Origin of the sequence: Dialister sp., assembly GCF_051885895.1 — a bacterium.
GTDB lineage: Bacteria > Bacillota > Negativicutes > Veillonellales > Dialisteraceae > Dialister.
The window spans coordinates 1-14,067 of record NZ_JBJEXP010000067.1; the positions used below are offsets into that span (position 1 = coordinate 1).

Genomic DNA, 14,067 nt, shown 5'->3' on the forward strand with positions numbered 1-14,067 from the left:
GTGCATAATGACGTTTTTCGGTTTCATATTCAACGGTGGAGGTGTTGATTGTGATGCCGCGCGCTCTTTCTTCCGGTGCTTTATCAATGGAAGCATAATCCAGGAAGTTTGCTTTGCCTTCTTCAGACAGTACTTTGGTGATAGCGGCGGTCAGGGTTGTTTTACCGTGATCGACGTGACCGATGGTGCCGATGTTAACATGCGGTTTTGTTCTTTCGTAATGAGCTTTTGCCATTTCTTTCTCTCCTTATACAAAAAAGAATTTGCAAAAATAGATTTGCGCTTTATTTATTATACATTGAAAGTCAACGGGAAACAAGAAATAGAGCGCAATTCCACCAGCATTTTCTAAAAAACTGAAGGTTTCTGCTTTTCCTTCACAGGCTGTCTTACCATACAGATCCCGGAAAGATAACAGTAAAAAGAGCTCTCCTAGGAGAACTCTTTTCTACGGTGTTTGGTGGCGGCTCAGAGATTTGAACTCCGGACACAGCGGGTATGAACCGCTTGCTCTAGCCAACTGAGCTAAGCCGCCATGGAGCTGATAACCAGGATTGAACTGGTGACCTTATCCTTACCAAGGATACGCTCTACCAACTGAGCTATATCAGCACATCTATATATAGGAAATAATTAACATGGTGGCGGGGGCAGGACTTGAACCTGCGACCTTCGGGTTATGAGCCCGACGAGCTACCAACTGCTCCACCCCGCGATATTTGGTGGGCGGAATAGGATTCGAACCTATGAAGGCAAAGCCGGCAGATTTACAGTCTGCTCCCTTTAACCACTCGGGAATCCGCCCATATGGAGCTGGCAATAGGACTTGAACCTACGACCTGCTGATTACAAATCAGCTGCTCTACCAACTGAGCTACGCCAGCACGCAAGTGACGAAAGTTATTATACACAATTTCATTCAGCTTGTCAAGAACTTTTTTGCTCGCTCAGAGGTTTGTCCTCATCACGTTTATAGATTATAGCATTATCGTCCTGCTCTGTCTACCCCTTTTTTACATTTTCTTGAAATAAGAGGCAGGAAATTGACTTTCCTGCTGTCCTGTATTTCAGGGGTACAGAGCGGGAAAGAGTTGTTTTTTTATCCTCTCTGCTGCAGGAAAATCTCTCAGCCTTCTGTTGATTCCTCCGTTCTCTTAGCCAGAGGCGTATCCTGTGTAACATCCCGGTTCAGCACCTTTTTCGCTCCCTTCAGGAATTTTGGTCTTGGAATCAGAACGATATGACCGCAGCCGCAGCATTTGATTCTCATATCGCTTCCCAGCTGGAGCACTTCCCATTCCTGGCTGCCGCAGGGATGTTTTTTCTTCATCTGTACAATATCACCGATACGAAACTGAATGAATTTCATGTTGAAGTCTCCTTTGTTAAACATAGTAATTGAGAGTAAAACGGGAAACCGGTGCACCCGGTTTCTCAGTTATCCGGCATCACCGGGAAATGCTGCGTCGTGAAATCAAAAGCCGATGATCCCCTGTAAACGCAGTTTTTATGATTTCACTGCTTTTCCGGCACCATGAGGAAGCGGACGGGCAGGTAGGCTGCTCCGGCGGGAATAAAGCGGATGTAGAGATCCTTTCCCATATCCCAGGTACCGCAGGAAATGTAGTCCCGTTCTGTCCCATTGCCGAACCAGCGTCGCCCCAGCCGGTCATCAGTGCGGTACATGCGGAGAAGCCGTGGATTGGTGCCTGCCTGGAAGGTCCCCATGTACACTCCCCCCTGGGCATTGATATACAGATGATATTTTCCTTCTCCTTTATTATGGAAAGTAATATGGTAGGTCACTCCGTAATCTCCCGTATTTTCTCTTTCCACATGGCTTACTTCATCCATTCCCTTCTGGAAAGGATAGGAGTTGCCTACGGAAATTTCCGCCGGACCCTGGCTGAAATTCCAGGCTTTGTTTTCCAGATAAATATCCCTGGCAAAGGTGCCTCTCATTTCATGAGTATCCGGTGGAAGCGGGACTGCCTGTTCCAGTGCTTTCTGCACATCTTTGTCATCTCCGTCAGAAAGGATAGCCGTCCCCAGGGTCACAGGCTTATCGGTTTCTATTTCTACGATTCCGCTGACCAGGTTGTCTTCTGCAATACCATTCCTGTCATCTTCATAAAGGACGATTTTCTTTTTAGGCTCCAGCTGTATTTTTTCGCTTTCCACCCCATCTCCTACCGCTTCCCGGAAAGAAAGCGTTGCACCGGTGGGAATATAGCTGCTGCTGGCATCCCCCTTGATTCTTCGGGTTACGGTCAGCGACTGCTTTTTATCTGCTTTTGCATACACCAGAAGCCGGGCCGGTCCGCCTGTTTCATTTACATGGTAATAGTAAACTCTTCCTTTGCCCGGTTTCACTGTTCCTTCATAAAGAATGCCTGTCTTATCTGCATATTCCGGACAGTCAGAAAAAATAAGAGTTCCCTCTGTCTTTGTTTCCGACAGAGGAAGGGTTGTATAAGTTTCATCCACCGGCGATGCGGCGTAGGCGGTAAAGCCTGCCGCCAGCATCACAGCGGTGGTCAGTGTTTTTATGGAATTTTTTACTATGGACATAATGATGGTCTTCTTTTCTATATTTCTATATTTTAAGGCTTGTTTCACTCCGGTTTCTGAAAATCGGTTTTAATGCACCTGCATCACGAGGATGCCGGCGTCATAAATCAGTCTTACTGTTTTCTCTCATGAATATACTGCTGGCAGGATTACATAAGCAATGCGCAAATCATAGTGAGTCATTTCTCCTGTGAAAAAAGCGCCAGTGGCATAAGAGAGAGCATTGACAATGTTAAAGGGCACCGCAGGCCTCTTTTATATTTCAGCCTGTCGTTTCTTCCAGGGCCTGTGCCATGGATTCTATTTTTTTGAAACGGTGAGCCAGACCGGACTTTGTAATGCCGCAGATGGCTGCCAGCTCGGCAAGGCTGGCGTTGGGATTGGCCAGGCGCAGTTCGCAGGCTTCCCTGATCTTGGGAGAAAGGGAGGAAAGGGTATTCCTTTCCAGAAGCTGCTGCACCATGTGGGTCTGGTGTACGGCAGCGTCCACCGTTTTCTGCAGATTGGCCGTTTCGCAGTTCACCTGCCGGTTTACCCGGTTTCTCATATCCTTCACCACCCGAACGCTTTCAAAGTCCAGGTAGCTCTGGCTGGCGCCTACAATCTGCAGAAACTCAGATACTTCGTCTCCATCCTTTATATATACAATATAATCATTTTTTCGATCTGTCATGCGGGCATTCATTTTGAAGGATGCCATGGTTCTGACAATTTCTTCTGCAAATCGAAGGGACTGGGTCACCATTTCCAGGTGGTAGTCACTCTGGGGCCGGCTCACAGAACCGCCGCCCAGGAAGGCTCCGGCCAGGTAGGCCCTTTTTTCCTCCGGCGTCTCCAGAAAACGGCTGTCATCCACGCCGGCCATAGGAGAAAGTCCCATGGTATCCAGGAAGGATAGGCCCTTTTCAGAAGGCTCCACCACCAGGGTATATACATTTTTCTTCCGGAGCCGCCGCCCCTGGCGCACCATGGCACTGGGCATAAACCCGAAATCTTTTTTCAGATAGACCAGCACTCTGCGGGCCACGGCACTGTTTCCGGTAGAAAACTCAAGTCCCCACCGTCCACGGGATCCGGTAATGAAAGAGCCGCTCATGCGCAGGAGTGCCAGCAGTTCCGCCGTACGGCAGGACTTTTCCTCCCTACGAATACGGGCCAGCTCATTCTTTACCTGTTCTGTAAATGACATTAATGACTCCTCTTCAGATAATCTTCCAATGCTTCCGGCGCAATCTTGGCCTGAAGCAGATTATGAATCCGTACGATTTCATTGGAAAGCACTTCTGTATCCTGAACCGCTTCCCTGGCTGTTCCCAGCAGATCTGTTTCAATGAGAGCCGCTCCCAGGGACTCCACTTTCTTCCTGTCTATGGTGACGGGATAAGCATGAGCCTTTTCATACTTTTTCAGTACCTCCTGGGAAGGCGTGCCGTTGTTGGCCAGCACAAAGTCCACCACTCCGCCGCCGATATGGTCAATCAGGGCTTTCAGATGGTCTCCCACCGTATAGCCGGTGGTCTCGCCGGGCTGGGTCATAACATTGCAGATGTAAAGGACAGGCGCTCCGCTTTCCCGTATTGCCTGCAGAATTTCCGGCACCAGCAGATTAGGCAGTACGGAGGTATACAGGCTTCCCGGCCCCAGGGTAATCAGATCCGCCTTCTTGATGGCTTCCAGCGCACCGCCTACGGCCATAGGCGCCCGGGGCACCGTGGTCATATGGACAATCCGCACTTCTCTTCCCTTCTTCTGAGGGTAAGCGGAAATTTCCGATTCTCCTTCTACAATTTCCCCATCGGACATTTTTGCCCGTAGGCGTACTCTCTGGGATGTGGCAGGCATGACCTGCCCTCGAATATTCAGAACCTTGCTTGCTGCCTCCAGTGCATTCTGCACGCTGCCGAACTGCTTGATCAGGGCTGCCAGGAAAAGATTTCCCAGGCTGTGTCCTGCCAGCTCTCCTTCTCCGCCAAAGCGGTACTGGAAAATCTGCTCCAATACCGTTTCCTTGTCAGCCAGAGCCACCAGGCAGTTTCGCAGATCACCGGGCGCAATAATCCCCATTTCTTCCCGCAGCCTGCCGGAAGATCCGCCGTCATCAGCCACTGTCACAATGGCGGTAATATTGGATGTTTTATTTTTCAATCCACGGAGAAGCATGGAAAGTCCATGGCCGCCGCCGATGGCAACGACTCTGGCTCCCCGGGAAAGCTCCATCCGGGAAAGAAGCTTTTTTGATACTTCCTTCTGATCCGGTGCCAGAAGCTCTACAAACCGCTTCATCAGCTTCCGGACAGCCGTCATCATGATCCACAGGCCCAGGATGACGAAAAGAGTGCCGCACACGGCCAGGAAGGTATAGCTGTAGCTTCCAGTGGCCTGAAAAGCGAAAAGAAGCATCTTTTCTTCCAGGATGCCAAAGATCTGGTAATTAAGTATCAACGTGGCACCGAACACCAGAAAGAGGATTCCCAGAGAAAAGAGAACCATCCACCGCTTGATAGCAAGACCGGGGCGGAGCCACTGCATGAAATGTTTCATCAAAACCTCATCCTTCCGAAGAATCCGTCACATCATGCTCTATGTGATTTCTATGCAGGTCTCTGTGTTCCACATTGACATGCCCGAATCTTTCTTTCAAATGGTTTCCCAGTTTTTCCGTTACGAAAACAGAGCGGTGCATACCGCCGGTGCAGCCGATGGCAATGGTAAACTGTGTCTTTCCCGATTTTCGGAAGCGGTCTACCATAAAGTCCATGAAATCATAGAGCTTCACCAGAAATTCTCGGGTAACCGGCGCTTTTTCAATATAGTCGGCCACTTCCTTCACCCGGCCGGTAGAGTATTTATAGGCCGGCACATAGAAAGGATTGGGCAGGAAGCGCACATCGATCACCATGTCCGCATCAATGGGAATGCCATATTTAAAGCCAAAGGAAAATACGGTAATCTGCATTTCCGTACTGCTTCCATCCACGCCGAACCGGCTGGAAAGGTATTCCTTCAAATCGCCGGTCTTCATGGCAGTGGTATCGACAATCACATCTGCCTGAGCTCGGATGCCGGCCAAAATCTTTCTTTCCGCAGCAATTCCTTCCTGTATCCGCATATTTTTAGCCAGAGGATGCTGCCGCCTGGTTTCCATATAACGGCGCACCAGGGCTTCATCGGAAGCTTCCAGGAAAACCACTTCGTGAGGAATGCCCCTTTTCTTCAATTCATCCAGTGCCTGGGGAAGAGCATCAAAGAAGGAACCGCCGCGGATATCGGTGACCACTGCCACATGGCGGGTATTGGACGTACTTTTCCAGCACAGATCAGCAAAGCGGGCAATAAGCACGGGAGGGAGATTATCTACGCAGTAATAGCCCATATCCTCCAGTTTCTGCATGAAATTGGTTTTACCGGCACCGCTCATGCCGGTAATAATGACAAAGCGGAAATCATCCTGCATCGTTCATCCCTCCAGTACATAGGTCTCTACTGCTCTCGCCACCCCGTCCTCGTTGTTGGATAAGGTCTCATGGGCAGCAGCTTGTTTGGCACCTGCCGTTCCATTTGCCACAGCAAAGGACCAGGGTGTCAGGGAAAGCATGGAAACATCATTATTCCCGTTTCCAAAAGTCATGACATGATCCGGAGAAATTCCCCAGCTTTCCGCCAGTGCCATGACTGCCTTTCCCTTGGAGCATTCAGGGTTGTTCATTTCAAAGAAAAAGGGCTTTGACTTCACCTGGTTTACCAGATGTCCATATTTTCCCTTTAAAAAATCTTCCACTTTCCTCATTTTCTCTGCATCATATTCGCATACAAGGATTTTCGTGGGTGCTTTTGCCGGATGCCAGAAATCATCCCCCGCCACATGGGCTTTGACGCCGCACTGCTTTTCATACTCATCGGTGCGCCAGTCACGGAAAGGTACATACAGTTCATCATCAATATAAGTATGCGCATACCAGCCGTGGCTTCTGATATCTGAGAGAATGGACTGGGCCACCTGTTTTTCAATCCGCACGTCCCTTATGATTTTTCCGCTTTCGCAGAGTCCGGTCATGGAACCGGTATAACAGATCATCGGTACATCTCCAAGGCCGATTGCTTTCCCCCAGGGACGGGCCGCCTGGAACATGCGTCCCGTAGCAATAACAATTTTTACGCCCCGGTTCATAGCCCTGCCCAGCACGTTTTTCGTATATTCTGAAATTGAAATATCATCCCGAAGAAGGGTATCATCCAAATCGATGGCTATCATCTGAATCGAAGACATGGCATGCTCCTTGTTTTATGAAATAAAGAATTCTCAGGCTGAAGGCTGTGACGGCGCCCTGCCGGATGCCTGAGTTTTTGATCATCATGATGTGCTGCTCCTTCATGGAAGGAGTTTTCTTTATTATACCATAGAAGGAAACGCCCGAAGACGTGGAAAAGGAGTCATTCGATAAAACCGCCGACGATCCTTGCCGCCATGCTTCATTCCCTCGTATTTTTACCGCTTGGCGGCATGAATTACAGCAGCTCTATCAGCCTGTCCGTTTCTTCATCGGTAGTCGCCCAGGAGGTGGCAATGCGCATAACCACCTGATCTCCTTTGTTCTCCCAGAATCCCAGTTCCACTTTTTCAGAAAGCTCCCGGGCCTTTTCTCCGGTCAGGGTGATGAAAATCTGGTTTGTCCTGTTTCTTATTTCCTGCACATAGCCTTTTTCATCCAGTGCTCTGCGGATACGATCAGCCTTTTCGTCTCCATTCCTGCCCAGTTTTTCATAAAGCCCGCCGGTAAAAAGGGTATCGAACTGAAGGCCTGCCGCCCAGCCTTTGGCCAGAAGCGCACCATGCTGTTTCACCATGGTGAAGAAATGGGGAACTCTCCCCTTCTTCGAGAACACCACCGCTTCTCCCAGAAGGGCGCCGCACTTGGTCCCGCCAATATAGAAAACATCCGTGAGCCGTGCAAGGTCCGCCAGAGTGGCATCATTGTCTTCTGCCGAAAGGCCATAGGCCAAACGGGCACCGTCTATATAGAGAGCCAGTTTCCATTTCCGGCAAACCGCACTGATCGATTCCAGTTCGGAAAGACTGTAGAGGGTGCCATATTCCGTAGGCTGGGATATATACACCATGCCCGGCATGACCATATGCTCATGATTTTCATCATTCCAATACGCTTCCGCCAGTTTTCCGATCTGTTCTGCCCTGATTTTTCCTTCCACAGATGGAATTTCCAGCACTTTGTGGCCGCCGTATTCGATCGCACCTGCTTCATGAACGGATACATGTCCGGTGTCTGCTGCAATGACGCCCTCATAGGGTCTGAGCATGGTGTCAATCACCACCGCATTGGTCTGGGTGCCTCCCACCAGAAAATACACCTCTCCCTCCGGTACTCCGGCAGCAGCCCTGATCTTGTCTCTGGCCGATGCGGAAATCACATCGGAGCCGTATCCCGTCAGCTTCCTGCCCTGCAGTTTTCCCAGTTCTTCTATAATTTCCGGCGCTGCCGTTTCCATGTAATCGGAAGCGAAATATAGTTTTTCCATTCTGTTCTTCCTTTCCTTTTCTTTTTGGACATATTGTATATCAGCAGGAAGTGATTCTGCAAACCATTTTACAAAAACAAAAACGTGAAACTGCCAGGCAGTTTCACGTTTGTATGTGTCTATGAAATCAGATTTTTCTTCCCGGATAAGCTTTAAGTCCTTCACCAAGAAGCTCGATGGCTCTTTTCAGATCATCGCAGTTCAGCACATAGGCCAGGCGGGCTTCATCCACACCTTTGCCCGGTTCTGCATAGAATCCGTTTCCCGGAGCAATCATTACCGTTTCACCATTTACATCAAAGTCCTTCAGCATCCAGATGGCAAACTTTTCCGCATCATCCACCGGCAGCTTCACCATAACATAGAAAGCTCCCTTGGGGTCCGAGGAAATAACGCCGGGAATGGCGGCAAGACCGGCCGCAATGGTATCACGGCGCTTTTTGTATTCCCTGTTCACCTGTTCCAGATAGGACTTCGGCGTGTCATAAAGAGCAGCGGCTCCCACCTGTTCCACCGTAGGCACGCAGAGGCGAGCCTGGCAGAATTTATTCACCTGGGAGGTAAATTCTTCATTTTTGCAGAGCAGGCATCCGATGCGGGCACCGCAGGCGCTGTACCTCTTGGATACGGAATCCACAATGATCAGGTTATCTGCCAGATCATCATAGGTGCCAAAGCTGGTATAGGCGCCGTCGTAAACAAATTCGCGATACACTTCATCGGCAATAAGAGCCAGTCCGTGTTTCTTGACCACCGATGCAATCATATCCATTTCCGCTTTGGTATAAACTACGCCGGTAGGGTTGCCGGGGTTGGTCAGCAGAATCAGACGGGTTTTGTTGGTAATATACTGCTCCACCGTTTTCTGATCCGGCAGACGGTATCCGCTTTCTGCGCTGGTCGGAACGGCCCTTACATTTGCCCCTGCAATTTTGGCAAAAGAATTATAGTTGGCATAAAAAGGTTCAAATACCAGGATTTCATCTCCCGGATCACAGAGAGCCAGGGCTGCTATTTCCAGAGCTTCGCTTCCGCCGGCAGTGATATAAATATCCTTTTCACTGTATTCCATGCCCCATTCCTTATAGTACTTCTGAATCTGGTGAATGAGGTTCATATCCCCCTGGGAAGGTCCATAGGCTACTGTCTTCTTGTCAAATTTTCTGATCGCATCCATAAACTGGGGCGGTGTTTCAATATCCGGCTGTCCGATATTCAGATGGTAAATCTTCTTTCCCGCTTTTTCCGCTTCCCGGGCATAGGGTCCCAGCTTACGAATAGGAGACGTGGTCAAGCTTAAGGCTCTCTGTGAAATTTTCATCTTAATCCCTTCCTGTTCTTCTTTTACAATGCATGATTCCATAAATGCATGCTTCCATACGTTTATTATTATATACCGTTTTTCCTATTATGCCATCAAGGAATTTTGGAAACAGGGATTCAGATAGTTCAGTTGACGGTTCTGCAGGCGGAAGGCTGCTGCTGCAGCGACGGTCTATTTTCCATCAGCCGCAATTGTCAGGAAATGCGCAGGTCCATGAATCGGCCAAAATGTCCTTTTGTGCTTTTCCCGCTGCAATGCCGGTAAAAGAAGCACGAAAAAAGCTCTGCCATTTCTGACAGAGCTTTCGCTGTGGCGGAGAGAGGGGGATTCGAACCCCCGTGCCGGTATTCGCCGGCAACATGATTTCCAATCATGCACCTTAAACCGCTCGGACACCTCTCCATGCTGCTTATCCCCTGGCCTTACGGCCAGCGCCTTATTTTGTTTGCCAGTGGTTGACTGACTTATGTAGTATACCAATCGAGGCAGTATATGTCAAGCAGTTTTTAGAAAATTTTTTTCCAGATCCTTTGACAGGGATATTTCACAAGGATATCAGGAAAACACTCTCTCCATAGAAAAAGCAGCGGGAAAACGGAATCTTCTCTCAGAGTAGAGACAGACAGGCCTTTCCCTGCTGAAAGGATTCTTCATTCATACAGCACTTCCACCAGGCAGAGTCCCTGAGGCGGTGCGGTAAACCCGGCCTTTGAACGGTCTTTTGCCGCCAGAATGGCGGGAATATCTTCCGGCTTTTTCTTCCCTTCTCCGATTTCCACCAATGTGCCGGTCATTATGCGGATCATATTCTGCAGAAATCCGTCGCCCCGGAAGTCCAGCGTCAGCTCTCCGCCGGAAAGGGAAATCGTAATATCGTGCAGAGAACGGACCGCCGATTTCTTGAAATGTTTATTTCCGCAGAAGGAAGTAAAATCATGGGTTCCCTTCAGAAGAGCGGCCCCTTCTTTCATAGCTCTACTATCCAGCTCTTCTCCCAGCTGCCATATATAGCGCCGTTCAAATACATTCTTTTCCGCTCCTGTGCGGATACGATAGCGGTAATGTTTTTCCCCGGCTGAAAAACGGCTGTGGAACCGCTCCTCCTTTTCTTCCAGACCGTGAATGGAAATATCATCGGGAAGTGCCCGGTTCCAGGCATCCTGCAGAGCATGAATATCCTGTTTCTTCTTCAGATGCACATTGGCATACTGTCCCAGGGCATGAACGCCTGCATCGGTTCTGCCGGCGCCGATGACCTGCGCCTTTTCTCCTGTTATCTTTTCCAGCGTTTCTTCCAGCTTCCCCTGAATGGTTTCCCGTGTCCGCGTCTGCCGCTGCCAGCCTTCATAGCGGCTTCCATCATAGGAAACGATGAATCCGTAATTCATTCTGCGCCCACCCTTTCATCTGCAGTCATATGCATAACCATTTATCATATTATAGCAAAGGCTGAAAGTAAGCGGATCGTTTTACCCGCCCGCCGGTCCACTTATCCCCTTTTTGTCTCTTCTTCACATATGTTATAATAATACTATCGATTATATCGATTTCATTGTATGTAACGGGACCGTTGTGATCCCGGGAAAGTGAGAACCTCTATGAAAAAGATGATGATTGCCCTGGGAATGGCAGCAGCCATTGCTGCAGGTACCATGACGGTTTCTGCAGAAAACTACTGGAAATATAATGATACCATTTCCATTGATATGGATGAAACCAGCGTAAAGACCACCACCAACGGCCATGAAATCCTGCATTTCGTAGCCGTTGAAGCCATTGACGGCGGCACCTGCACCTACACCTATGCCTATGACCGTACTGCCGGAACCATTCAGGTAGTAGAAATGGAAAAGGAAACCAAATCCCTGCACTACACCAGCAACTTCACTCCTACCTCCATCAACACCAACAATCCGGTCATTCGCCAGCGGGCTAAAATGGCGGAAGATGTTTACCAGAGAAAGGTGAACCATAAAAAATAATGAATGTGGAAAAACCTGAAACTCCGGTAGAGGTCGGCGAAAATCTGATTCATTTCATCGCCCGCTCCCCTTCTGTTTTTCATGCCGTTCACGGCATAAAGGAAGCTCTTCTTTATTCCGGTTTCACCGAAATCAGAGAAGAAGATGCCTGGCACATAGAAAAAGGCGGAAAGTATGTGGTTACCCGAAACGGCAGCGCCCTTATTGCCTTTACTGTTCCTGAAGAAGGCGGCCGGGCCTTCCACATTATGGCCTCCCATGCCGATTCCCCCTGCTTTAAAATCAAAGAAAATCCGGAAATCAAAGAAGGTCCCTATGTAAAGCTGAACGTGGAAGCCTACGGCGGCATGATCATGTCCACCTGGCTGGATCGTCCTCTCTCGGCAGCAGGGCGGCTTATTGTGAAGGAAAACGGCCATCTGGCCCAGAAGCTGGCTGCCGTAGACGGAACCATGCTGGTGATTCCTTCCGTAGCCATTCATATGGACCGGAATGTAAATCACAAAAAAGACTGGAATGTACAGACCGATCTGCTTCCTCTCTATGGCCTTTCCTCCGGGAAGACCTCTTTTATGGACGTCATTGCTGCTTCTGCCGGGGTAAAGAAGGAAGATATCCTGGCCCATGATCTCTACCTTTACAGCCGTGTCCCGGGCACCCTGTGGGGCGAAGAAAAAGAATTTATTTCCTCCCCCAAACTGGATGACCTGCAGTGTGCCTTCTCCTCTTTCCGCGGATTCATGCGGGGAAAAAAGGAAAAGTACATTTCCGTGTATGCCCTCTTTGACAACGAGGAGGTAGGAAGCGGCACCGCCCAGGGAGCAGGTTCTCCTTTCCTCTGCAATGTGCTTACCCGGCTTTCCCTGTCTCTGGGCTTCACCTATGATGAAACCATGGCCATGATTGCAGGAAGCTTTATGATTTCCGCCGACAATGCCCACAGCATTCATCCCAACCATCCGGAATATGCGGATCCTGTCAATCGGCCTTCCATCAACGGCGGCATCGTCATTAAATACAATGCCCAGCAGCGGTACGCCACCGATGCGCTCTCTGCCGCCCGCTTCAAGGAGCTGTGCGCAGAGCTTTCCATTCCTGTACAGACTTTTACCAACAGGAGTGACAATCCCGGCGGTTCTACCCTGGGAAACATTTCCAACACCCGGGTATCCATGCCCACCGTAGATATAGGACTGGCCCAGCTGGCCATGCATTCTTCCTACGAAACGGCCGGAACCCTGGATACCGCTTATCTGGTGAATGCGTCCATTCGATTCTTTGAATAACAAAAACCTCCTTCGGGAGGTTTTTTTGTTATTCCCTTTTTTAATGCTATAATGAGGAAAAAGGAGATTGACAGCCTTTAAAGAAGATACCTGTTTTCCCTTCGCAGCCCGGCGTCTTTTCTCATTGAACGGCGCCGCCATTCTCCATTCTGCAGCTTTCGTTTACTTCCCGGGAAGAGCTCATATGCTGCCAGCCCGTTATAATACGCAGGAGGTTTATCCATGAAATTACGAATCGCACTGATACAGATGCATGTAGAGATGGGAAATCCCACGGTAAATTTTGCTCATGCCAAAGAACTGATGGAAAAAGCCATGGAGAAGAAGCCGGATATTCTGGTGCTTCCGGAAACATGGAATACCGGCTTTTTCCCTAAGGAAAACCTGTCTGCCCTGGCGGATGATGAAGGAAAGGAAACCTGTGCCCTTCTCTCTTCCACAGCGTCCCGCTTCCAGGTCAATATTGTAGGCGGCACCACAGCAGTAAAAGAGGGAACCGATATTTACAACCGTTCCTACGTCTTTGACCGAAAGGGAAGCCTGGTTTCCACCTATGATAAAATACATGGCTTCTCCCTGTCCGGGGAGCCCGGCTACTTCCGCATGGGAAACCACCTGTCCCATTTCACCCTGGACGGTCTTACCTGCTCTATGGCCATCTGCTATGATATCCGGTTCCCGGAACTTATCCGTCGGGAAGCTCTCGCCGGAGTGGATCTTTTCTTTGTTCCTGCCGCCTGGCCCAAAATCAGGAACCACCACTGGGTTACGCTGAACCGGGCCAGAGCCATTGAAAACCAGTTCTACCTGGCTGCCGTGAACCAGGCAGGAAGATCGGGAGATACGGACTATGCCGGCGCTTCCCTGCTGCTGGATCCCTGGGGCGAGGATATCTGCCATCTGGAAAGTGACGAAGACATCGCCTTCGGCCGTGTAGATACCGATGTGATCCAGGAAGTACGTACCCAGATTAATGTATTCCGTGACCGGCGGCCTGACTGGGACAGGGTCCAGTAAAATCCATTTCTTCTTTGATAAAAACATAAGGGTGATTAATGATGAAAAGCAGCAGACCACCAGGGAAGAAGGGCCAGAATATAATCGAATATGCCCTTCTTCTGGCTATCCTCACAGGAATCGGATTTCTTGTTTACAGCCAGAATCTTCTGATTTCTCCTACAAATACTGTTTTTAATCATGCCGCAGAACTTATGGAAAATATGAGCGGCGCTTCTCCCCGCGAGAATATATCATTTCCCGATTCCATCGGTACTGCCATTCTGAACGGCACGTTACAGCTGGAAAAAGGCGAATATGTCCTGTCCGGCACCGCAGCCGGTGATGCACTGGCCCGAAGCCTTGGCATTCC

At 49.4% G+C, this 14,067-nt stretch carries 14 protein-coding genes and 6 tRNA genes; 4 read left to right on the top strand and 16 right to left on the bottom strand.

What is annotated here, in order from left to right; translation table 11 throughout:
- The 16 genes from ACI4N7_RS05465 to truA all read right to left on the bottom strand — a co-directional run.
- A partial coding sequence (locus ACI4N7_RS05465) for a GTP-binding protein (protein WP_439732357.1) occupies nucleotides 1-235 on the bottom strand: 235 nt, incomplete at its 3' end.
- Nucleotides 236-458: 223 nt separating this feature from the next.
- Nucleotides 459-535, bottom strand: a tRNA-Met gene (locus ACI4N7_RS05470).
- A 1-nt stretch (nucleotide 536) separates the two neighbouring features.
- Nucleotides 537-612, bottom strand: a tRNA-Thr gene (locus ACI4N7_RS05475).
- 27 nt (nucleotides 613-639) lie between these two features.
- A tRNA-Met gene (locus ACI4N7_RS05480) sits at nucleotides 640-715 on the bottom strand.
- Between the two features lie 5 nt (nucleotides 716-720).
- A tRNA-Tyr gene (locus ACI4N7_RS05485) sits at nucleotides 721-805 on the bottom strand.
- Nucleotides 806-808: 3 nt separating this feature from the next.
- Nucleotides 809-884 (bottom strand) — tRNA-Thr (locus tag ACI4N7_RS05490).
- A gap of 242 nt (nucleotides 885-1,126) precedes the next feature.
- Nucleotides 1,127-1,369 carry a DUF951 domain-containing protein gene (locus ACI4N7_RS05495; protein ID WP_439732358.1) on the bottom strand — a complete coding sequence of 81 codons (243 nt, stop codon included), beginning with the start codon at nucleotides 1,367-1,369 and terminating at the stop codon, nucleotides 1,127-1,129.
- Nucleotides 1,370-1,515: 146 nt separating this feature from the next.
- Nucleotides 1,516-2,571 carry a hypothetical protein gene (locus ACI4N7_RS05500; RefSeq protein WP_439732359.1) on the bottom strand — a complete coding sequence of 352 codons (1,056 nt, stop codon included), beginning with the start codon at nucleotides 2,569-2,571 and terminating at the stop codon, nucleotides 1,516-1,518.
- 262 nt (nucleotides 2,572-2,833) lie between these two features.
- Nucleotides 2,834-3,760 carry a DNA-binding protein WhiA gene (whiA, locus tag ACI4N7_RS05505; RefSeq protein ID WP_439732360.1) on the bottom strand — a complete coding sequence of 309 codons (927 nt, stop codon included), beginning with the start codon at nucleotides 3,758-3,760 and terminating at the stop codon, nucleotides 2,834-2,836.
- Nucleotides 3,760-5,112, bottom strand: a complete 1,353-nt coding sequence (locus ACI4N7_RS05510) for a gluconeogenesis factor YvcK family protein (RefSeq protein WP_439732361.1) — start codon at nucleotides 5,110-5,112, stop codon at nucleotides 3,760-3,762. Before ACI4N7_RS05510 ends, whiA begins: the two co-directional genes overlap by 1 nt.
- A gap of 7 nt (nucleotides 5,113-5,119) precedes the next feature.
- On the bottom strand, nucleotides 5,120-6,025 hold the full coding sequence (gene rapZ / locus ACI4N7_RS05515) for an RNase adapter RapZ (protein ID WP_439732362.1): 906 nt from the start codon (nucleotides 6,023-6,025) through the stop codon (nucleotides 5,120-5,122).
- Between the two features lie 3 nt (nucleotides 6,026-6,028).
- The gene (locus ACI4N7_RS05520; RefSeq protein WP_439732363.1) at nucleotides 6,029-6,838 is read right to left on the bottom strand and encodes an HAD family hydrolase; all 810 of its coding nucleotides are present in this window, start codon (nucleotides 6,836-6,838) and stop codon (nucleotides 6,029-6,031) included.
- Nucleotides 6,839-7,077: 239 nt separating this feature from the next.
- Nucleotides 7,078-8,106, bottom strand: coding sequence for a threonine aldolase family protein (locus ACI4N7_RS05525; RefSeq protein ID WP_439732364.1), 1,029 nt, complete (start codon nucleotides 8,104-8,106; stop codon nucleotides 7,078-7,080).
- A gap of 127 nt (nucleotides 8,107-8,233) precedes the next feature.
- Nucleotides 8,234-9,469, bottom strand: a complete 1,236-nt coding sequence (locus ACI4N7_RS05530; RefSeq protein ID WP_439732365.1) for a pyridoxal phosphate-dependent aminotransferase — start codon at nucleotides 9,467-9,469, stop codon at nucleotides 8,234-8,236.
- Nucleotides 9,470-9,740: 271 nt separating this feature from the next.
- Nucleotides 9,741-9,832: transfer RNA gene (locus tag ACI4N7_RS05535), tRNA-Ser, on the bottom strand.
- A 248-nt stretch (nucleotides 9,833-10,080) separates the two neighbouring features.
- Nucleotides 10,081-10,818 carry a tRNA pseudouridine(38-40) synthase TruA gene (truA, locus tag ACI4N7_RS05540; protein WP_439732366.1) on the bottom strand — a complete coding sequence of 246 codons (738 nt, stop codon included), beginning with the start codon at nucleotides 10,816-10,818 and terminating at the stop codon, nucleotides 10,081-10,083.
- 210 nt (nucleotides 10,819-11,028) lie between these two features.
- On the opposite strand from truA, the gene ACI4N7_RS05545 reads away from it, so the two are divergent.
- The 4 genes from ACI4N7_RS05545 to ACI4N7_RS05560 form a co-directional block, all read left to right on the top strand.
- Nucleotides 11,029-11,412 (top strand): hypothetical protein, encoded by a 384-nt coding sequence (locus ACI4N7_RS05545; RefSeq protein WP_439732367.1) that lies wholly within the window; start codon nucleotides 11,029-11,031, stop codon nucleotides 11,410-11,412.
- A complete protein-coding gene (locus ACI4N7_RS05550) occupies nucleotides 11,412-12,698 on the top strand; it encodes a M18 family aminopeptidase (protein ID WP_439732368.1) in 1,287 nt (428 codons plus the stop codon). Before ACI4N7_RS05545 ends, ACI4N7_RS05550 begins: the two co-directional genes overlap by 1 nt.
- A gap of 222 nt (nucleotides 12,699-12,920) precedes the next feature.
- Nucleotides 12,921-13,715 (top strand): carbon-nitrogen family hydrolase, encoded by a 795-nt coding sequence (locus ACI4N7_RS05555; protein WP_439732369.1) that lies wholly within the window; start codon nucleotides 12,921-12,923, stop codon nucleotides 13,713-13,715.
- A 41-nt stretch (nucleotides 13,716-13,756) separates the two neighbouring features.
- On the top strand, nucleotides 13,757-14,067 hold a 311-nt coding region (locus ACI4N7_RS05560; RefSeq protein ID WP_439732370.1), incomplete at its 3' end, for a hypothetical protein.